Here is a 21242-nt window from a genome sequence, read left to right as displayed (position 1 = left end):
CGGACCCTACTCCGCCGCGACCATCTCCACGCTGTCGTCGAGCGGATGCGCCAGCCGGGTCAGCATCTCCTTGGGCACGATCTGCCAGAACTTGCCGCGCACGCGCTCCCAGTCCTCGATCAGCCCGCCCGACCATTTGCTGTCGGTCGCGGCGTGGTGATCGGCGACGAGGTTCTTGAGCACCGCCTCCCAGTGCATCGAGGACAGGCGCTGCCACACGATGCTGTCGCCATTGGCGCGGCTCTCGAACGTGCCGCTCTCGTCGTAGATGAACGCCATTCCGCCGGTCATGCCCGCGCCGAAATTGGCGCCGACCTGGCCCAACACCACCGCTACGCCGCCGGTCATATATTCGCAGCCATTGGCGCCACAGCCCTCGACCACCACCTGCGCGCCCGAATTGCGGACGGCGAAGCGTTCGCCCGCCTGGCCCGCCGCGAACAGCCGCCCGCTGGTCGCGCCGTAGAGCACGGTGTTGCCGATGATCGTATTGTCCTGGCTGGCGAGCGGCGAGCTGACCAGCGGGCGGACGACGATGGTGCCGCCCGACAGCCCCTTGCCGACATAGTCGTTGGCGTCGCCGAACACCTCGAGCGTCACACCCTTGCACAGGAACGCGCCGAGCGACTGGCCGGCCGATCCGCGCAGGCGGACCTGGACATGGCCGTCGTTGAGCTTCGACATGCCGAACGTTTTCGTGATCTCGCTCGACAGCCGCGTGCCCACCGCGCGGTGGGTGTTGCGGACGTTATAGGCGAGCTGCATCTTCTCGCCGCGTTCGAACACCGCCTTGGCGTCAGCGATGATCTGCGCGTCGAGGCTGTCGGGCACCGCGTTGCGGAAGGTGTTGAGGCTGAAGCGGCGCTGGCTCTCGTCCGCGTCGACCTTGGCGAGGATCGGGTTGAGGTCGAGATCGTCGAGATGCTCGGCGCCGCGGCTGACCTGCCGCAGCAGCTCGGTGCGGCCGATCACCTCGTCGAGGCTCTTGCAACCAAGCTTCGCCAGGATCTCGCGCACTTCCTCGGCGATAAAGGTCATCAGGTTGATGACCTTTTCGGGCGTGCCGACGAACTTCTGGCGCAGCCGCTCGTCCTGCGTGCACACGCCGACCGGGCAGGTGTTGCTGTGGCACTGGCGCACCATGATGCAGCCCATTGCGACGAGGCTCAGCGTGCCGATGCCGAATTCCTCGGCGCCGAGGATCGCGGCGATGACGATGTCGCGCCCGGTCTTGAGGCCGCCATCGGTGCGCAGCCGCACGCGACCGCGCAGCCCGTTGAGCGTCAGCGTCTGGTTGACCTCGCTGAGGCCCATTTCCCATGGCGTGCCGGCATATTTGACGCTGGTCTGAGGCGAAGCGCCGGTGCCGCCGACATGGCCGGCGACCAGGATGACATCGGCATGTGCCTTGGCCACGCCCGCCGCGACGGTGCCGATCCCGGCGCTCGACACCAGCTTGACGCACACGCGCGCACGCGGGTTGATCTGCTTCAGGTCGTAGATGAGCTGCGCCAGATCCTCGATCGAGTAGATATCGTGGTGCGGCGGCGGCGAGATCAGCATCACGCCGGGGGTCGAGTGACGCAGCTTGGCGATGAACTCGGTCACCTTGAAGCCGGGCAGCTGTCCGCCCTCGCCGGGCTTGGCGCCCTGCGCGACCTTGATCTCGACCTCGTCACAGGCACCCAGATATTCGGCGGTGACGCCGAAGCGGCCGCTCGCGATCTGCTTGATCGTCGAGTTGGCGTTGTCGCCATTGGCATAGGGCTTGTAGCGGATCGAATCCTCGCCGCCCTCGCCCGACACCGCCTTGGCGCCGATGCGGTTCATCGCGATCGCCAGCGTCTCGTGCGCCTCGGGGCTGAGCGCGCCCAATGACATGCCCGGCGTCACGAAGCGCTTGCGGATTTCGGTGATCGCCTCGACCTGGTCGAGCGCGATCCCCTCCCCCGCATAGTTGAATTCGAGCAGGTCGCGCAGATACACCGGGGGCAGGTCGCGCACGCCGCGCGCGAACTGCAGATAGGTCGAATAGCTGTCGGTCGACACCGCGGTCTGCAGCGTGTGCATCAGCTGCGCGCTGTACGCATGCGTCTCGCCGCCATGGCGCTGACGATAGAAGCCGCCGATCGGCAGCGTCGCGACCGCGCCGTCGAACGCGGCATCGTGGCGCAGCTGGGCGCTGAGGTGCAGCGAGGCATAGCCCTCGCCCGAGATCTTGGCGGGCATGCCGGGAAAGAAGTCGTTGACCAGCGCGCGGGACAGGCCGACCGCTTCGAAATTATAGCCGCCGCGATAGCTGGAGATCACCGCGATCCCCATCTTCGAGATGATCTTGAGCAGCCCCTCCTCGATCGCCTTGCGATGATTGGCGAGGCACTGGTCGAGGGTCAGGTCGCCGAACAGCCCGCGCGCATGACGATCGGCGATCGCCGCCTCGGCGAGATAGGCGTTCACCGTGGTCGCACCGACCCCGATCAGCACCGCATAATAATGCGTGTCGAGGCATTCGGCGGTGCGGATGTTGACGCTGGCATAGGAGCGCAGCCCCTTGCGCACGAGGTGCGTGTGGACCGCCGCGGCGGCCAGCACCCCGGCGATGGCGACCCGGTCGGGGCCGACATTCTCGTCGGTCAGGAAAATCTCGGTCTTGCCCGCGCGCACCGCCTGTTCGGCCTGGAGCCGGATGTCGGCGATCGCCGCGCGCAGCGTCTCCGGCCCGCCGCCTGCCGGGAAGGTGCAGTCGATCACCGCGGTCTGGTCGCCGAAATGCGCCATCAGCCGCGCCCAGTCGGCATTGGTCAGCACCGGGCTTTCGAGGATCAATACCTTGGTCGCGGTCTGCGCGGTGTCGAGGATGTTGGCGAGGTTGCCGAAGCGCGTCTTGAGCGACATCACGTGCCGCTCGCGCAGGCTGTCGATCGGCGGGTTGGTCACCTGGCTGAAGTTCTGGCGGAAGAACTGGCTGATCAGCCGCGGCTTGTCGCTGATCACCGCGAGCGGGGTATCGTCGCCCATCGATCCCACCGCCTCCTTGGCGTCGGTCGCCATGGGGGAGAGGATCAGCTCCATATCCTCGAGCGTCTGCCCGGCCGCGACCTGGCGGCGGGTCAGCTCGGCGCGGTCGAAATGCGGCCCCGCCGCGCCCGGCGCGGGCAGATCGTCGATGCCGATGAACTCGCCGATCATAGCGGCATAGTCATATTCGCCCGCGATCCGGTCCTTGGTCTCGCGATCGGAGTAGAAGCGGCCCTCCTCCAGATCGACCGCGATCATCTCGCCCGGCCCCAGCCGCCCCTTGGCGACCACCGTCGCCTCCGGGATCTGGACCATGCCGGTCTCCGACCCGACGACGAGCAGCCCGTCGGAGGTGCGGGTGTAGCGCAGCGGGCGCAGCGCGTTGCGGTCGACGCCCGCCACGGCCCAGCGCCCGTCGGTCATCGCCAGCGCCGCCGGGCCGTCCCACGGCTCCATCACGCTGGCGAGATATTTGTACATGTCGAGATGCTGTTGCGGCATGCCGGTATCGGCCTGCCATGCCTCGGGCACCAGCATCAGCTTGGCGGTGGGCGCATCGCGGCCCGAGCGGCAGATCGCCTCGAACACCGCGTCGAGCGCGGCGGTATCGGACGCGCCCGCCGGGATCACCGGCTTGATGTCCTCGCTATGCTCGCCGAACGCGGTCGCCGCCATCTTGATCTCGTGGCTCAGCATCCAGTTCTTGTTGCCGCGGATCGTGTTGATCTCGCCATTATGCGCAAGGCAGCGGAACGGCTGCGCCAGCCACCATTGCGGGAAGGTGTTGGTCGAATAGCGCTGGTGAAAGATCGCGACGCGGCTGACGAAGCGGTCGTCGCGCAGGTCGGGATAGAATTCGCTCAGGCTTTCGGCGAGGAACAGCCCCTTGTAGATGATCGAGCGGCAGCTGAGCGAGCAGATGTAGAACCCGCTGATCTGCGCGGCGATGATCCGCTTTTCGATGCGGCGGCGGACGAGATAGAGGTTCTTCTCGAACTCCTCCTCCGACACCGCGTCGGGCATCGGCCCGGCGATCATGATCTGCTCGATCTCCGGCCGGGTCGCCTGCGCCTTCATGCCGATGACCGAGACGTCGACCGGCACCTGGCGCCAGCCATAGATGGTATAGCCCGCCTCGATGATCGCGCTTTCGACGATCGTGCGGCACGCCTCCTGCGCGCCGAGATCGACGCGCGGCATGAAGATCATGCCGACCGCGAGCCGGTTGGGCAGCACGCGGTGGCCGCTGGCGAGCACGGCATCGTCGAAGAAGCGCAGCGGCAGATCGACATGCAGCCCGGCGCCGTCGCCGGTCTTGCCGTCGGCATCGACCGCGCCGCGATGCCACACCGCCTTCAGCGCATCGATCGCGCCCTGCACCACGCGGCGCGACGGCTGGCCGTCGATCGCCGCGACCATGCCGACGCCACAGGCATCGCCCTCGAATTCGGGGCGGTACATGCCCTCGCGGGCGAGGCGTTCGCGTTCTGCGGAAAGGGCGTCGGTCATTTCTTGCTATCCTGCTTGGGCGGCGGGGGCAGATGGGCAGTGGCCTTCTCGACCTTCGCCACGATCGCGGGCATCGCCTTCATCAATTCGGGGGTAGCTGCCATCATCTCCTGCATGACCTCAGGGTCCATGAAGGTGGCCAGATAGTCGCCGGAAAACGCCTTGCCGGTCGGTGTCGCGAAAAAGGCGTTGAGTTCGTTGAGCTGCGCCGTCGTGAACTTGCGGGCAAAGGCACGTGACAGCCCGACGCGCAGGCGCGGTTCGACCTTGTCGAACACCGCGCCGAATTCCTCACCCATGACCTTGGTCATGATCGACATGCGTTCGCGAAAATGCGGGTCGCCCTCGGCGATCGACTTGCCGAGCGTTTCGCCGCCAGATTTGGCATCCGGTGCGCCCAGATCGGCGGCGGTCATGCCCATCATCTGGCTCATCATCGCGTCCATCATCGCGGGGAACTGGTCGCGCATCATCCGCACATAGGTGCCGGGCGGGACCAGCGCGGCGGCGACGCGTTCGGCTGCGGCCAACCGCGCCGGGTCGATCTCCGACGCCGGGGCGGGGGCGGCCGGGGCCGCCTGGGCAAATGCGGGGGATGTCGCAAGCAGCGCGCTGGCGATCGCCATGGACCGGATCATGCGGCAACCTTTCCGGGGGCAATCGCCATTTTCTGCGCCTTCAACCACGCGTGCATGCGCTCGCTGACATCGCGGCCGTCGCGGATCGCCTGGACGACCAGGCTGGCGCCCTTGACGATGTCCCCGGCGCCGAACACGCCGTCGAGGTTGGACATCATCGTGCGCGAATCGGTGCGCACCGTGCCCCAGCGGGTGACGCCGAGCTCCCGCGCGTCGAACAGCACGGGCAGATCCTCGGCGTCGAAGCCCAAAGCCTTGATGACGAGATCGGCGGGCACGTCGAACTTTGCACCCGGATCGGGTTCGGGTGCGCGACGGCCGCTCGCGTCGGGTGCGCCGAGGCGCATGCCGACCGCCTTGACAGCAGTCACGCGGTCGCCGCCGTCGAAGGCTTCCGGGGCCGAGAGCCAGACGAACTCGACGCCTTCTTCCTCGGCATTGGCGGTCTCGCGCTGGCTGCCCGGCATGTTCGCCCGATCGCGGCGATAGAGGCATTTCACGCTGGTCGCGCCCTGACGGATGGCGGTGCGCACGCAGTCCATCGCGGTGTCGCCGCCGCCGATCACGACGACATTCTTGCCCGCGGCATCCAGGCTGCCATCCTCGAACGCCGGGACGGTATCGCCGAACCCCTTGCGGTTGGAAGCGATCAGATAGTCGAGCGCGTCGACCACGCCGGCCGCGCCCACGCCCGGCGCCTTGATCGCGCGCGGCTTGTACACGCCCGTCGCGATCAGGATCGCGTCGTGCTTCTGGCGCAGTTCCTCCAGCGTCGCGTCCGTGCCCACCTCGAAGCCGAGGTGGAAGACGATGCCGCCATCGGCCAGCCGCTGAGTGCGGCGGGTGACGACATGCTTCTCGAGCTTGAACCCGGGAATGCCATAGGTGAGCAGCCCGCCGGCGCGGTCGTGCCGGTCATAGACATGCACGTCATAGCCGAGCACGCGCAGATATTCCGCCGCGGTGAGGCCCGCCGGCCCGGCGCCGATCACGCCGACCGACTGGCCGCGTGCGGGACCGGGCTGGAGCGGTTCGACCCAGCCCTCTTCCCACGCGGTGTCGGTGATGAACTTCTCGACCGACCCGATGGTGATCGCGCCATGGCCCGAGAATTCGACCACGCAATTACCCTCGCACAGCCGATCCTGCGGACAGATGCGGCCGCAAATCTCGGGCATGGTCGAGGTGGCGTTGGACAGCTCATAGGCTTCGCGCAGCCGCCCCTCGGCGGTCAGGCGCAGCCAGTCCGGGATGTGATTGTGCAGCGGGCAATGGACCGAGCAATAGGGCACACCGCATTGCGAGCAGCGCCCGGCCTGCTCCTCCGCACTCGGCGGGGCATAGCGCTCCGCGATCTCGCGAAAATCCTGCGCGCGCAGATCGGGTTCGCGCTTCTCCGGAAACGCCTGCCCACGATCGACGAATTGAAGCATCACATCCTTTGCCATGGCGCGCGCATGACAGAAACGATGCCCGGAGTCACGCGGAATCCGCGATATAGGACAGTTTAGCTTACCTAAATGCCTGACGCCTCATGTCGGTTAAGTCAAATCGAGCAATATCGTTACAAAGATTTGTCCGATTCGGCCCTATCGGCTGATCAGCCACACCAGCGCTGCGCTCCCGACGACGATCCGGTACCAGGCAAAGGGCGCAAAGCCGAAGCGGCTCACGATCTTCACGAACCCCTTCACCACCAGCAACGCGACGATAAACGAGACGCCCAGCCCGATGCCGATCCTGGCCAGGTCGTCGAAGCTGAGCAGGTCGCGATCCTTGTACAGCGAATAGACCGTGGCGCCGGCCATGGTCGGCACCGCGAGGAAGAAGCTGAACTCCGCCGCGGTCTTGCGCTCCACGCCCATCAGCAGCGCGCCCATGATCGTCGCGCCCGACCGGCTGACCCCCGGGATCATCGCGATGCACTGGACCAGCCCGATCGCGACTGCGGTGGGCAGCGGCATCGTCTCGATCCGCTCGACCTTCACCACCTTCACCATCCGCTCGATCAGCAGGATCGCGACGCCGCCCACGATCAGCGCGACCGCGACCGTCATCGGCGACTGGATCAGCTGGCGGATCCCCTCATAGGCGACAGCACCGATCAGCATCGCGGGCAGGAAGCCGATCAGGATGTTGCGCGTGAACCAGATCGCCTCGCGCTCGCGCCGCACCAGCCCCATGCCGACATCCCAGAAACGCCCCCAATAGGCGACCAGCACCGCCAGGATCGCACCGAGCTGGATCGCTACCTTGAACGCGACCGACCCCTCCCCGGTGAAGCCGAGCAGCTCGCCCGCCAGGATCAGGTGCCCGGTCGAGGAGACGGGCAGGAACTCGGTCAGCCCCTCGATGATGCCCAGGATGATATAGGTGACGATATCGCTCATGGCGCGGCTCCTCCGCCGGGCGCGGCCGGCCGTTCAGTCATCCGGGAACGGGAAAGGTCAGGCGTGGCGCGCGTCGGCGAAGCGGCCATTCTTGCGATACTGGACCAGCCAGCCGGGCGCCACCGCGCCGAGCGGGGTCGGCGTGATGCCGAATGCGGCCAGCCCCTCCCCGCTCGCGACATTGTCCTGCTGCAGCATCAGCCACTGGTCCCAGCTGATCGGTGCGCCGGGCAGGAAGCCCAGCGTGGCGATCCCCGCGCCGACGACGTCCGGCAGCTCGATCACCGGCTTGTCGCGCCCGATCGCGCCGAGCAGCCAGCGGTGGAACTGGGTGAAGGTGAGCGCATCCGGCCCGCCGATCTCGATCGTCCTGCCCCCGAAGCGCTCCGGATCGGCGAGCGCGCGCGTCACCGCCTGCGCAACATCGGCGACCCATACCGGCTGGATGCGCGTCCCGCCCTTGAGCACCGGGACGAAGGGCAGCGCGGCGGCCATCGCGGCGAAGCGGTTCACGAATTCGTCCTCGCGCCCGAACACGATGCTCGGCCGCAGGATCGTGGCGGTCGGGAAGGCGGCGCGCACCTGCGCCTCGCCCTCGCCCTTCGACCGGCCATAGGCCGAGAGCGAGTCGGGATCGGCCCCGATCGCCGAAAGCTGGACGAACGCCGTCGCACCCGCCGCCGCGGCGGCGCGCGCGACATTGCCGGCACCGTCCGCGTTGATCGCCTGCATCGCGCTTCCAAACACCCCGGCGAGGTTCACCACCGCATCCGATCCGGCGAGCGCGCGCTCGAGCGAGTCGCGGCGGGTCACGTCGACCGCGGCGAACTGCGTCTGGCCGAGCCCGCCCAGCGGCTTGAGGAACCACGCGCCACGCGGATCGCGCTGCGCGATGCGCACGCGCGCGCCCGCCTTCAGCAGCGCCTGCACGACATAGCGCCCGACGAACCCGCCGCCGCCGATCACGCTTACCAGCCTGTCCTTCATCGTGCCCTCGAACCCATGGTCGTATCCCGTCCCCCCATGCCGCGCGCGCGGCCAAACCGCAACCATGCGAAACAGCGGTTGACAGCCCCCGCCCACCTACCCTAGTGGCGCCCGCCTACCCCGTGCCCAGATGGCGGAATTGGTAGACGCACCAGCTTCAGGTGCTGGCGGTCGCAAGGCCGTGGAGGTTCGAGTCCTCTTCTGGGCACCAGCCACCCATTCGCAGCACCTTGCGCGAATGGGAAAAACTCGGAAAACCTAGACTTTTTCCCGATCAGGGTCCTGGCGCGTCCGCAATCATTCGCGTCTAATCAGGGGCTATTTGGGGCTGTGACAGGGGCTGTTCCGGGGGCTGCGAAATTGCGCAGTCCGCGCAGGAACAGCATCAAAGAATCACACCGCGAGCGCGGTCACAAGCCTGCCGGATTTGAGCACGTCGAGCATGTCACTCCACGCCTGCATCATGTCGACTCGCGCGTTCCAATAGGATGTCCGGTTGTAGATTGCCCGGATCGCATTCGGGTCCCTGTGCGCCAGCGCATGCTCGATAATATCCGGCGAGAAGCGCCCGCTTTCGTTCAACAGCGAGCTCGCCGTCGAGCGGAAGCCATGCGCGATCATGATGCCAGCATATCCCATACGCCGGAGCGCCTGGTTGATCGTGTTCTCCGAGAGCGGCTTATGCATCGAGTGGAAAGCCGGGAACACGAACGCACTACCGCCGGAGATCGGGGTCATCGACCGAATGATCGCCGTTGCCTGGCGCGACAGAGGGACGACATGGGGTTCGCGCATCTTCATCCGGCTCGCCGGGATGGTCCACCTACCGCGCTCCAGATCGATCTCGCTCCACTGCATCGCCCGGATCTCGCCAGGGCGCTGGAAAAGGTGCGGTGAGGGGCGCAGGGCCGCGTTGGTGGACGGGAACCCCTCATAGGCGTCGATCGCCTTGAGAAGCGCTCCAAGCCCCTCTGGATCGATAATCGCCGGGTGGTGCCGCACCTTGGGCGTTTTGAGGACGCGCTGGAGCATGGGCGCGGGATTATGTTCGGCACGGCCCGTCAGGACTGCGTGCTTGATAACACGCCCCGCGAATGACCGCAGGCGCCGCGCAGTCTCGAGGCGCCCAGAAGCTTCCACCTCCTGCAAGACGGTCAGCAGCATGGGCACGGTAATCTCTCGCACCGGCATTCGGCCAAGGCGTGGCTCAAGCTGGGCGAGCAACCACTCACTTTTGGCGAGCGTCACCTCGGCGAGGCCGTCCGCAGCGCACTTGTCGAGATATTCGCGCGCGATCGCACCGAAGGTGTTGGAGGCTTCGACCTTCGCGGTCAGCTTCTTGATCTGGCGCTCCTGAGACGGGTCCTTGCCCTCGGAGAGCTGCGCTCGAGCCTCATCCCGCTTCGCGCGTGCGGCCTTCAACGAAACCTCGGGATATGCCCCGAGGCTCATCTTCTTCTCCTTGCCGAGATAGGTATATTTGAACTGCCAAGTCCGCGATCCGGCCTTCGAGATGAGCAGGTAGAGCCCTCTCTCATCCCACAGTTTCCACGCACGATCCTTCAGCGAGGCATTCTCGATCTCCTTGACGGTCAGCGCCACCAGCGACGCCTCACGCGGCCTGACGCTGGAGAAGCGCATCGACGTCGCTGGCGAGGATCAGCGTGCGCGCGCCGATCTTCACGCGCCGCAAGTCACCCTGCTTGAGAAGCGCGAAGATCGTGGTGCGGCCGAGGCCGGTCATTTCTGCAACTTCGTCGATACGATAGGTCATTCTGGGCAAATTCATTCTCCGGTGAATGGGGATTCAGGCTGAACGGACACGAGTAACCGTGACCGAATGCGTAATATTCAACACGCAGATTGACTTGTAAACACGCAAAGAGCACGCACTGCGTTATGGCGGACACAGGAAACGAACACCCGTTCAGTGAGAGCGCGGCCGCGCGAATGCTGGCCGAAGCGATCCGACGCAAACAGGCGGCCGGGTTCAGCCTGAGACGGCTTGCGCCGACCCTCGGCTACAAGCAGTCGACCGTCTTGAGCCACATGGCCAACGGCCGCATCCCCATCCCGATGGCGAGGGCGAAGGAGATCGCCGCGGTCATGGGTATCCCACAATCGGAGTTCCTGATCGCGGTCATGGAGCAGCGCGAGCCCGAGGCATCGACCATGCTGATGGCCGGGCCGATCGATCTCGCGCGGTCCCCGCAAAGCTTCGCCGAGGAGCTCGAGGAGATCGCCGGCCGGAGTCTGGAACATCTGACGTCTGAGCAGAAGGATGTCATGCGCAAGGTCGCGGTGGATCCCAGTCCGGCACGCCGGTGGCTGGCAGAGGCGGAGATTTCTGCGATGGGCTTGCTGCGATCGCTGAGACCAGAGGTCAGCCACACCGGGCTTTCTCGATCGGATCGAGAAGAAATCTCCAAAGCCCTTCATCAGCAGCTTGATCGGTAGACTGATCGGGAGACACACCGGGAACTTCGACGGCTTCATCCGCCAGAACAGCGCGGCCGTGAATCTCAAATCAAGGAAAGAGAGAGTGACCGCCGTTTCGGCGAGTTCTATGTTCTTTGCGTAAGCAAAGAACATAACGAAGATGGAAATATATAACCTATAATTATTATTAATATAAGACGATCTCGGTGGACATCAATGGTAGCGGGTGCGGCGGTATATTGAGGTAGGGGGTGAAGACAGCCAAACCGGCCGCTAAAGCGGACCAAGCTTGGCTGCCCTCGGCGTGCGTATACCAGTTTGCTTCGACCCTAATTGGAGTCGATGGAGCCGTCATCGGCCATAGCCATAAGATCGCTCAGCGGGACTTTCAGGTCGCTGTCAGGGTCAAAATGGCGCCATGCGGAACAAGGCGGACCGTGCGCTTCAAGCATATCCACTCGCGCCAGGTCGCGCTTCATGCGCGCCTTCAAGACCGGATAGCTCTTTCCCTGCGCCCTTCCTTCCTTGATCATCCAGCGAGCGACCCCTCCCGGCGTTGGCGAGCCGCCACTCGCCGCGATGAGCAAGCGACCGAGCCAAGCGTCCGCCGTAATGTTCGCAGTGACGTTGGCATCTTGGGGTGTGATCTTCTGGATTCTTGCCGGCATGTCGGAACGCCCCGCTAGAGCGAGGAGCTCGTCGACTCGAAGATCACGCTGGAACATGGCTTCAGCAACGAACGCATCCGGCGGAGGAAGACCGGCGGCCCGTCGGGACGCCCGTTCATTCGCGCGCTGTCGTAGCTTGTCGCGTCTCCATTTCTCCAGCTTCTTCTCGCGGTCCAGCGCTTCCTCCTCAGCGAGCAAGGCGTCGTTGCTGTTGGCGAACGGACCGTGATCAGCCAGCGCCTTCAAGAATTTCTGCCAACACCGCCCGGCCTCGCGAGAAAATGTGGGATTGCCGTTATGGATGCGCGCACAAAATCGGTTCCACTCGAGCAGCGCGGCCGAGATGTTGCGATCCGATCTCAATCGCTCTCGGGTCAAGTTGCTGCATGAATCGCGGATCTTGCATCGGCCACAGCGGTGGGTTTCAGTCTCGATCCGCGTCCCATATCGCGTTGTGGTCATACGGGTTCGCTTTCCATGCCGCACGAAGACCTGCGGCATGCCGAAACAAGGCTTGCCCTTGAGCAAGGGCATACTCAGGACGTTGCCGGCACCGTCGGTTTGGACGTCAGACCACGCAAAGCTGGCGCTATGGTTCAGCCGTGGCAGCCCCTTCCACGGTTTCGCGCGTCCCCACGCGAAAACCTCCCGCGCGTAGGGAGAATACGTCTGAGGCGTCGGCCTTGGGGCCCCGGAGGCACTCGATTGGTTCTTCATCGATACTCCTCGATCTTGAAGGCGCCACGGGCACCCGCTGGAAGCCTTTGTGGAGATAGTGCCGACGCCTGAACTGGATGTCGCCTGGCCGGCAGGGGATGCGTCCGCCACCGATTCGTGCCGACATTGATGTCGCTGTAAGCGTATGATGCTCTCCACTGAGACGATCGGCGAGCATCAGCCCCTGCATGCGCGCGCTCTACGGGGCGAGATCGTCGCGCCAACCGGTCCTTCCAACGGGGTGGCAAGCCCATGTGAGCATCCATCTCAGCAACTGTGAGCCGCTCAACGTTGATTGTCAGAGCGTAGACAGATCGCGCATCCCGCCATTCGCGATACGCCTCATCGCGGCCCGCTCGGGCGCTGCTGGTCCGCTCTGCCATGACGGCGTCCATAGCCTCTCGAAGGAGATTGCCCGCGCGCGAGCGCCAATGGATTATTTCTCGTAACGTCAATGTTTTACACTCCTTTTCTGTGCCGAGACCAGGCCGTCTCGTCCGAGGAGTGATGCGATTAAACACCAACTTCGGACTTGTGCTTGGCAAGTTGTGTCATTTTCTGTCCTCGGCGATTATCGGGACATCCGTGATGACTGACCAAGGGCCAGATCCCGACGACGTGCGCCAGCGCTTGAGGGCACGATGGAAGCGTAATAAACGTGCATCTCGTGCACGCACACGAACCGTGCCCATCCGCGTCTCGAAGCACTTCATCGTACGAGCGGTGGCAGAACGAAATCGACGGAAAGCCCGCGCTGGCTGGGGCGGAGTCTGGCGACAGATACCACCTGCCGCCCTTCGCGTGCTGTTCGACATATGGCTGGCACAGACGATTCTTGAAAAGCAGTGGGGCCCTGCGGGGGCAACGCCCGCGCGGATTGCTCAGTGGCTGATCAAAACCGGCCGGACAGACGGTTACGCAGCGAAATCGATCCCAACGGTGGTCTACCGTGTTCTGCCGATGGTTAGAATCTTGGAGACTACACCGGAGCATAGTGGCGAAAGCGCTCCATGTTGGCAGCCATTCGACTAGTGCTTTCCGTGACCGTCTCGAATGTGTCCGACGAACCCGGAGCGCAACGTCGTGCTGGTCTAGACCAGTCTCGCCCGCGATCGCACACTCAAGGCCGGTTCGCATCATCGACGGGCTCGCCGCAGTCGATCAGGCGCTCGGCGATCCAGCGATAGGGCAGGTGGCAGCTTGTCCATGGATGCCGCGGCTGGATCGTCGCTGCCTTCCAAAACTCCACCAGCAATCGACTGTCGCCGACAAACGGTCGCAACACATGAAGGGCGAGCCGGACCTCGATCGTGCCGACCGCCTCATTCGATGATCGATGCGCGGCGTCGCGCAGGATCTGGAGAGCGAGATTGACCAGTGCGTGCCGATGCGCCCGCCGGCGTGCTCGTTGCTTGCCAAACGGTATAGGCAACAGATCGATCATCGGCGCCGCGCAGTGGCTGGGGCACTTGAGGGCAGCCCTCGACGCCCGCCAGTCCATACTGCCGCCATTGCGCCGGACCTCGGCGATCAAAGCGTCGAGATCCCAGACTTCCGTTGCCTTGCAACCACGACAGGTAACTCGAACCTGGGCGTCGACGCGATGCAGGTCTGCCAAGGTCTTCGGATCACCGACCATGTTCAATCGGTCAGGCGAGGACGGGCAGCACCAGCTGTTCCCCCGGCCCCGCCAGCACCGCACGCGCCTGCTGAGCGGCGCCTACTGCCTGGCGGTAGTGGATCGTGCCGAACCGCTCGGCCTCGTCGAAACTAAGTGGCTACCAGTCCTCTCCGGGATAACAAGAATCATAAATAGCGCGCGCGGCCGCACGCAGACACACGTCGTGCTGCATCATCATCTCGTCGATGTTCGAATCGGTGGCCCGATAGAATAGGACATGGACAAAAGGCCGCAAGGACAAATGTTCTTTATTTGTTCACATATGCCTAGCGATGTCGACGGCGACCATGCTGGTTAGAGACGCAGCCGATCGATGAGCGCCCCGATTGGTCGAAGCAGATCACACAGGCTGAATCGCGGGTCGGTTGCTTTTGGGCTGATTGTGAAATGGCAGGCTTTATCGTCGGATACGAGGAAGCCGACCACACGGTGTTTTTGTATCCGCTTATGCGTTGCTGAGGGCCGAACCGCTCACGAGGAGATGATTGGGGAAGTGCAGCGTGAATGCTGCTCCTCCCTGCTCCTGGTTCGCGGCAGATGCCCTGACGCGCATCGCGTCCGCAAAACCTTTGACGATCGCGAGCCCAAGGCCGCTGCCGCCATGGCGGTCGCTGCCGCGGCCCTGTGCGAAGGTTTCGAATATCCGCGCTTCCTCACCAACTGGAAGACCTGGACCCTCATCCCGAACCGATAGTTCAACCGCATCAGGGGTCCGGCGACCCAGGATCGTGATCGTCCCCCGCTCGCCGCCATGCTGCGCCGCGTTGGCGAGCAAATTGATTAAGATGTGGTGCAGCAGCGTCGGGTCAGCGCTGACGAAGGGCAGATTTGCGGGAACCTTGAGTTCGATATGCCGTCCGCGGAACAGATCCTTTAGGTCATGAACCGCACCGCCGATCGCGTCGGTCAGATCGATCGGCTCGGGATGCAGTTCGAGCGTGCCGGAATCGATGCGAACCATGTCGATCAGGTTGTCGAGGAAGCGGCGCAGCCGAGCAATCTCCATTCGCGCGATCGGGAGGGTCGGCGCACCGGGATGATCCACGGCGATCGCTTCGATCGCGGTAGCGACCGAGGTTAGGGGCGTGCGCAAGTCGTGGCCGATCGACGACAGCAGCGCCGCGCGGAGCCGGTCGCGCTCCTTGAGCAGGCTCACCTCGCGCACTTCGTCCTCCAGCTTCAACCGTTCGTGCGCCAGCGCCGCCTGACCAAGCAGCGTCTGGAGCAGGACCGCGCGGTCGGCACGCACCGGATCGCGACCGTCCGATCGCGCGATGCCGATGACCGCGAGCACGCCGAGTGCTGTTTTGAGCGGGTGAAACTGCCAGTCGGCTGCGTTGAGGGTCGCGGATCCCGCGCCCGACGCTTCCGCGCGGTCCCACGCCCAGTCTGCCGCTGCCCGGTTCACCGGCCCCAGTTCACCGCGGGCCGCCGGGCAGCTTGCTACGATCGCAAGTTCATCGACACGCCGGTTGAGCAGGATGACATTGAGGTTCAGCAGGCGCGATACTTCGTCACAGATGATCGCGCTGGTCGTTTCCCAATCCGATGCGCGCGCGAGCGCCTGACCGAATGCAGCGATTGCGGCATTCTCCTGCGCGCCGCGTGCGCCCAACGTTGCGCGCGCCTTCAGCTTGCCGGCCAGGTTCGCGGTGAATGCAGCGATGCCGATCAGCACGAACATCGTGAGCAGACTCTGCGGATCAGCGATGGTGAACGTGTGCAGGGGGGGCAAGAAAAAGAAGTTGTATGCCAGCCCGGCGAGCAGCCCGGTGACCAGCCCCGGTCGCAGGCCGAACCGTCCCGAGGCAACGATCACCGGAAGAAGGAAGATTAGATCCACGCCACCCAGCCCGATCCACGGCTCGGCCAGCTTTCCGACGGCGATCGTCCCACCAATCATCACTGCGCTGGCCGTGTAGACGCTTGGACCTCCCCATAAGTCCGCCGCAGCTGGCCTGGTGGAGCGCGTCGGTCCTGCTTCGCCAGTAGCCGGGATGACATGCACCGCCAGCCCGTTCCCGGCGCGCAGCATCGCGTTCACAACCGATCCGTGCCGCAATTCGAACAACCAGCTGCGCACCGACTTGCCGATCACCAGCTGGGTCGCGCGCATTCCGGCAACGTGCGTGGTGAGCCCCTCGATGACATTGGCGGCGGGAACAGTCGCGATGGTTGCCCCCAGGCTGGCGGCGAGGCTGAGCGTCGAGGCGATGCGGCGGCGTTCGTCTTCGCCGAAACGTTCGGCGCGGGGGGTTTCGATATAGACCGCTTGCCACGGTGCCCGCAGCGCATCCGCCAGGCGCTTGGCAGCGCGCACCAGTGCGTCAGACCCCGGCAACTCGCTGATGGCCACCAACACCCGCTCACCGCCGGCAAAAGTGCCGGGGAGCGCGCTGGCGTCGAGATGCTCGAGCAGCGCCTGGTCGACACTAAGCGCCGCGCGACGCAGCGCCATTTCGCGCAGCGCCGACAGGTTCGGCTTCGAAAAGAAATGACCGAGTGCGCGCGACGCTTCGGCGGGGACATAGACCTTGCCCTCCTCCAGCCGCTCGATCAGCTCGTCGGGAGGCAGGTCGACAACCTCGATCTCGGCGCCGTCGAATACGCTGTCGGGCACGGTCTCGCGCACCCGCACCCTGGTGAAGCTCGCGACCACATCGTTGAGGCTTTCGACATGCTGGACGTTGAGCGTCGTATAGACGTCGATCCCCGCATCGAGCAGCTCCATCACGTCCTGCCAGCGCTTGGGGTGGCGGCACCCTTCAACGTTGGTGTGGGCAAATTCGTCCACCAGTGCGAGGCCGGGCCGCCGCGCGAGCACCGCGTCGAGGTCCATCTCCTCTAGGTCATGTCCGCGATAGGGCAGTGTGAGCCGCGCGATCACCTCGAATGGTGCGACCAGCGCTTCGGTTTCCACGCGGCCGTGCGTTTCGACCACTGCGACAACCACATCGACGCCGCCGTTCAGTCGCTCGAAACCCTCGCGCAACATCTCGAACGTCTTTCCCACGCCGGGGGCCGCGCCGAGGAAGATTTTGAGCCGTCCGCGCTCCTCACGTCTTGCGGCGCGCAGCAGAGCTTCCGGGGAGGGGCGGGATTCGGTGTCGGTCATCGACAGTGACACTGGCGCGGCGGTCGCACAAAGCCAATCGCCATGGCGCGAAACTAATGCGCTCTTAATGCTTGTGCCCGGCATTCACCGGCGAACCTTAATGGGCTTCGCGCCTAATTGAGCCTCCGAAACCATTCGGAGTCCGTCCCATGTCTGACGTCATTTGGCTCGCCGTGCTCGGCGGGCTCTTCCTCGCAACACTCGCTTACCTGCGCCTGTGCGAAGAGGCTTGAGATGAGCCTTCAACTGACGCTCGCCGGCATCACCGCGCTCGCCCTGCTCATCTACCTCGCCGCCGTGCTCGTCCGGCCCGAGAAATTCTGAAAGCATCATCATGACCGTTCAGGGATGGGGACTGATCCTCCTCTTCGTCGCGCTCGTCGCGGCACTGGCCAAGCCGATCGGGCTATGGCTCTTCGCGCTCTACGAGGGACGTCGCACGCCATTGCATGCGGTGCTCGGCCCGGTCGAGCGCGGGTTTTACAAGCTCGCCGGGATCGACCCGACCGTCGAACAGAGCTGGCGCCGCTACGCGCTGCACATGCTGATCTTCAATCTCTTCCTCCTCCTGTTCACCTATGCGGTGCTCCGACTTCAGGGCGTGCTGCCGATGAACCCGCGCGGCATCGCCGGGATGACCGCTGATGGTGCGTTCAACACCGCGATCAGCTTCACCACCAACACCAACTGGCAATGGTATTCGGGCGAGGTCGCGCTGACGAACCTCAGCCAGATGCTGGGGCTGACGATCCAGAACTTCCTGTCCGCCGCGACCGGCATCGCGATCGCCTTCGCGCTCTTCCGCGGCTTTGCGCGGCGCCAGGTCAGCGGGTTGGGCAATTTCTGGGCCGATGTCACCCGCGTCACTCTCTATCTGCTCCTGCCGATCTGTTTGGTCTATGCGCTGTTCCTCGTCGCCAATGGCGTGCCCCAGACCTTTGCCAGCCTGGTCGATGCCACCGGCCTTGAGGGCGTAAAACAATCAATCGCACTCGGTCCGATTGCATCGCAGGAAGCGATCAAGATGCTCGGAACCAATGGTGGCGGTTTCTTCAACGCCAACAGCGCACACCCGTTCGAGAACCCCAATGCGCTGACCAACTTGGTTCAGATGCTGTCGATCTTCGCGATCGGCGCGGGACTGACCTGGACCTTCGGCAAGGCGGTCGGCAACACCCGCCAAGGCTGGGCGATCCTCGCCGCGATGCTGATCCTGTTCACCGCGGGTGCCAGCATCGCCTATTGGGCCGAAGCCGCAGGCAACCCCAATCTCCATGCGCTCGGCGTCCTTGGCGGCAATATGGAGGGCAAGGAGGTTCGCTTCGGCATCGCCGCTTCGGCGCTGTTCGCCACCGTCACCACAGCCGCGTCTTGTGGCGCGGTCAATGCGATGCATGACAGCTTCACCGCGCTGGGCGGCATGGTGCCGCTGCTTAATATCCAGTTGGGCGAGGTCGTGATCGGCGGCGTCGGCGCGGGCATCTATGGCTTCCTGCTGTTCGCGATTCTCGCGGTGTTCGTCGCCGGCCTGATGGTCGGGCGCACGCCGGAATATGTCGGCAAGAAGATCGAGAGCCGCGAGGTCAAGCTCGCCGTGCTCGCCATCGCGATCCTGCCGCTCTGCATTCTCGGCTTCTCGGCGCTGGCTGCGATGTTGCCCGCCGGACTGGCGGGACCGCTCAACAAGGGACCGCACGGGTTCAGCGAGATCGTCTATGCGTTCAGCTCGGCGACCGGTAACAATGGCTCGGCATTTGCGGGCATCTCCTCCGGCACACCCTTCTACAACGCCCTGCTCGGCGTCGCGATGTGGCTTGGGCGCTTCTTGGTGATCGTGCCGGTGCTCGCCATCGCGGGCAGCCTCGCTGCCAAACGCTACACGCCGGAAACCGCGGGCTCGTTCCCGACCACCGGTGCTCTGTGGATCGGCCTGCTCATCGGGATCATCCTGATCTTGGGCGGCCTGACCTTTCTTCCCTCGCTCGCGCTTGGACCCGTCGCCGATCATATCGCGATGGTCCGTGGCCAGCTCTTCTGAGTGCCGATCGATGACCACCAAATCCATGTTCACCGCTGACCTGATCCTCCCCGCGATCGGCGACGCTTTCAAAAAGCTCGATCCGCGTCAGCTGATCCGCAACCCGGTGCTGTTCGTCACCGCCGTGGTGGCGCTGCTGCTCACCGCTCTGCTCGGGTTGGGGGGCGGGAACCTCGCTATCGCGTTCCAGATCCAGCTGATTGTGTGGCTATGGCTTACCGTGCTGTTCGGCACCTTTGCCGAGGCGCTGGCCGAAGGCCGGGGTCGCGCACAGGCCGCATCACTCCGCGCGACCAAGGCGGAGCTTCAGGCCAAGCGGCTCGTCGGCGTCGGTGACGCCTGGGGGCTGGTCGGTGCCTCGCTACTGGCCAAGGGCGATTTGGTGCTGGTTGAGACCGGCGACCTGATCCCGGCCGATGGCGAAGTGGTTGAAGGAGTCGCATCGGTCAACGAGAGCGCGATCACCGGCGAGAGCGCGCCGGTGATCCGTGAGGCTGGCGGCGACCGCTCGGCGGTGACCGCGGGCACGCGCGTCATTTCCGACTCGATCAAGGTGCGCGTGACGCAGGAGCCGGGACAAGGCTTTCTCGACCGCATGATCGCGCTGGTCGAGGGGGCCGAGCGACAAAAGACCCCGAATGAGATCGCGCTGACGATCCTGCTGGTCGGCCTGACCATCATCTTCCTGATCGCGGTCGCGACGATCCCCGGCTTTGCCAGCTATGCCGGGGGCAGCATTCCGGTCGCGATCCTTGCGGCACTGCTGATCACATTGATCCCGACCACCATCGCGGCCCTGCTCTCCGCAATCGGCATTGCCGGCATGGACCGACTCGTGCGGTTCAACGTGCTTGCCAAATCGGGCCGTGCCGTCGAGGCGGCGGGCGATATCGACGTGCTGCTACTCGACAAGACCGGCACGATCACCGTCGGTGATCGTCAGGCGAGCGAGTTCCGGCCGGTGAACGGCGTCGCGGTCGGGTTGCTCGCAGAGGCGGCACTTGTCGCCAGCCTTGCCGACGAGACGCCCGAAGGCCGATCAATCGTCGCGCTGGCGCGTGACAAGTTTGGCGTCGAAATAACGGCATTGCCGGTCGGCGCGGAGATCATTCCCTTCAGCGCGCAAACGCGAATTTCCGGCGTCAACACCGGCGCGACACTGATCCAGAAGGGCGCGGTTGATTCGATCCTGCGGGCTAATCCCGGCTTTGGCGACACCGCTGCCGCAACGGAACTTCGGCGAACGACAGATGAGATCAGCCGTGCCGGCATGACCCCACTTGCTGTTGCGCAGGACGGAAACCTGATTGGTGCTGTCGCGTTGAAAGACGTCGTCAAGGCCGGCATCCGCGAACGCTTCACCGAATTGCGCGCGATGGGCATCCGCACGGTAATGATCACGGGTGACAATCCGCTGACCGCGGCCGCAATTGCGGCCGAAGCCGGGGTCGACAATTTCCTCGCCCAGGCAACGCCCGAGGACAAGCTGGCGCTGATCCGCAAGGAACAGGCGGGCGGCAAACTGGTCGCGATGTGCGGCGATGGCACCAACGATGCACCCGCGCTGGCCCAGAGCGATGTCGGGGTAGCAATGAATACCGGCACGCAGGCGGCGCGCGAGGCGGGCAATATGGTTGATCTCGACAGCGATCCGACCAAGCTGATCGAGATCGTGGGTCTGGGCAAGCAGCTGCTGATGACGCGCGGCGCGCTGACTACCTTCTCCGTCGCAAACGATGTCGCCAAATATTTTGCGATCATTCCGGCGATGTTCGTCGCGCTCTATCCAGGGCTTGGTGTGCTCAACGTGATGGGGCTGGGATCCCCGGAGAGCGCAATTCTGTCGGCGATCATCTTCAATGCGCTGATCATTCCATGTCTTGTCCCGCTCGCGCTCAAGGGCGTCGCCTACAAGCCGATGGCGGCGGGTCCGCTGCTCGCCCGCAACCTCGCCGTCTATGCCCTCGGCGGCCTCGTCGCGCCGTTCATCGGCATTAAGCTCATCGATCTGGCCGTTAACGGCCTCAACCTTGCCTGAGGAT

Annotated in this window: 14 protein-coding genes and 1 tRNA gene; 5 read left to right on the top strand and 10 right to left on the bottom strand. The window is 64.6% G+C overall.

What is annotated here, in order from left to right; all coding sequences use genetic code 11:
- Window positions 1-6: 6 nt before the first annotated feature.
- The 5 genes from gltB to ABS767_RS06045 all read right to left on the bottom strand — a co-directional run bounded on the left by gltB (window position 7) and on the right by ABS767_RS06045 (window position 8542).
- Window positions 7-4527: a glutamate synthase large subunit gene (gene gltB / locus ABS767_RS06065; protein WP_408077458.1), complete on the bottom strand. Its 4521-nt coding sequence runs from the start codon at window positions 4525-4527 to the stop codon at window positions 7-9.
- Window positions 4524-5165 carry a DUF2059 domain-containing protein gene (locus ABS767_RS06060; RefSeq protein WP_408077457.1) on the bottom strand — a complete coding sequence of 214 codons (642 nt, stop codon included), beginning with the start codon at window positions 5163-5165 and terminating at the stop codon, window positions 4524-4526. Before ABS767_RS06060 ends, gltB begins: the two co-directional genes overlap by 4 nt.
- Window positions 5162-6613: an NAD(P)-dependent oxidoreductase gene (locus tag ABS767_RS06055; protein WP_408077456.1), complete on the bottom strand. Its 1452-nt coding sequence runs from the start codon at window positions 6611-6613 to the stop codon at window positions 5162-5164. Before ABS767_RS06055 ends, ABS767_RS06060 begins: the two co-directional genes overlap by 4 nt.
- A gap of 141 nt (window positions 6614-6754) precedes the next feature.
- Complete coding sequence (locus ABS767_RS06050; protein ID WP_408077455.1) at window positions 6755-7555, bottom strand: undecaprenyl-diphosphate phosphatase; 801 nt, start codon at window positions 7553-7555, stop codon at window positions 6755-6757.
- Between the two features lie 57 nt (window positions 7556-7612).
- Window positions 7613-8542, bottom strand: coding sequence for a complex I NDUFA9 subunit family protein (locus ABS767_RS06045; protein WP_408077454.1), 930 nt, complete (start codon window positions 8540-8542; stop codon window positions 7613-7615).
- Between the two features lie 124 nt (window positions 8543-8666).
- On the opposite strand from ABS767_RS06045, the gene ABS767_RS06040 reads away from it, so the two are divergent.
- Window positions 8667-8753, top strand: a tRNA-Leu gene (locus ABS767_RS06040).
- Between the two features lie 182 nt (window positions 8754-8935).
- On the opposite strand, the gene ABS767_RS06035 is transcribed toward ABS767_RS06040, so the two are convergent.
- Together ABS767_RS06035 and ABS767_RS06030 are read right to left on the bottom strand one after the other, a co-directional pair.
- On the bottom strand, window positions 8936-10144 hold the full coding sequence (locus tag ABS767_RS06035; protein ID WP_408077453.1) for a tyrosine-type recombinase/integrase: 1209 nt from the start codon (window positions 10142-10144) through the stop codon (window positions 8936-8938).
- Between the two features lie 10 nt (window positions 10145-10154).
- Window positions 10155-10316 carry a helix-turn-helix transcriptional regulator gene (locus ABS767_RS06030; protein WP_408077452.1) on the bottom strand — a complete coding sequence of 54 codons (162 nt, stop codon included), beginning with the start codon at window positions 10314-10316 and terminating at the stop codon, window positions 10155-10157.
- 125 nt (window positions 10317-10441) lie between these two features.
- On the opposite strand from ABS767_RS06030, the gene ABS767_RS06025 reads away from it, so the two are divergent.
- Window positions 10442-10999 carry a hypothetical protein gene (locus ABS767_RS06025; protein ID WP_408077451.1) on the top strand — a complete coding sequence of 186 codons (558 nt, stop codon included), beginning with the start codon at window positions 10442-10444 and terminating at the stop codon, window positions 10997-10999.
- Between the two features lie 311 nt (window positions 11000-11310).
- Here ABS767_RS06025 and ABS767_RS06020 read toward each other — a convergent pair whose 3' ends face one another.
- The 3 genes from ABS767_RS06020 to ABS767_RS06010 form a co-directional block, all read right to left on the bottom strand.
- Entirely contained in the window at window positions 11311-12183 is an 873-nt protein-coding gene (locus ABS767_RS06020) for a hypothetical protein (protein ID WP_408077450.1), read from the bottom strand.
- Window positions 12184-13486: 1303 nt separating this feature from the next.
- Window positions 13487-13984, bottom strand: a complete 498-nt coding sequence (locus ABS767_RS06015; protein ID WP_408077449.1) for a hypothetical protein — start codon at window positions 13982-13984, stop codon at window positions 13487-13489.
- A gap of 508 nt (window positions 13985-14492) precedes the next feature.
- Window positions 14493-17162: an ATP-binding protein gene (locus tag ABS767_RS06010; protein WP_408077448.1), complete on the bottom strand. Its 2670-nt coding sequence runs from the start codon at window positions 17160-17162 to the stop codon at window positions 14493-14495.
- 234 nt (window positions 17163-17396) lie between these two features.
- Here ABS767_RS06010 and ABS767_RS06005 point away from each other — a divergent pair, with 234 nt between their 5' ends.
- From ABS767_RS06005 to kdpB, 3 genes are read left to right on the top strand one after another with little or no spacing between them, the layout of a single operon-like run.
- Entirely contained in the window at window positions 17397-17486 is a 90-nt protein-coding gene (locus tag ABS767_RS06005; RefSeq protein WP_408077447.1) for a potassium-transporting ATPase subunit F, read from the top strand.
- A 10-nt stretch (window positions 17487-17496) separates the two neighbouring features.
- The gene (gene kdpA / locus ABS767_RS06000; RefSeq protein WP_408077446.1) at window positions 17497-19200 is read left to right on the top strand and encodes a potassium-transporting ATPase subunit KdpA; all 1704 of its coding nucleotides are present in this window, start codon (window positions 17497-17499) and stop codon (window positions 19198-19200) included.
- A gap of 10 nt (window positions 19201-19210) precedes the next feature.
- Window positions 19211-21238 (top strand): potassium-transporting ATPase subunit KdpB, encoded by a 2028-nt coding sequence (kdpB, locus tag ABS767_RS05995; protein ID WP_408077445.1) that lies wholly within the window; start codon window positions 19211-19213, stop codon window positions 21236-21238.
- The last annotated feature ends 4 nt before the right edge of the window (window positions 21239-21242 follow it).

It is taken from the genome of Sphingomonas plantiphila (assembly GCF_046000505.1).
GTDB lineage: Bacteria > Pseudomonadota > Alphaproteobacteria > Sphingomonadales > Sphingomonadaceae > Sphingomonas > Sphingomonas plantiphila.
Note: the sequence above shows the minus strand (reverse complement) of the source record. Positions and strands in the feature narration are given on the sequence as shown.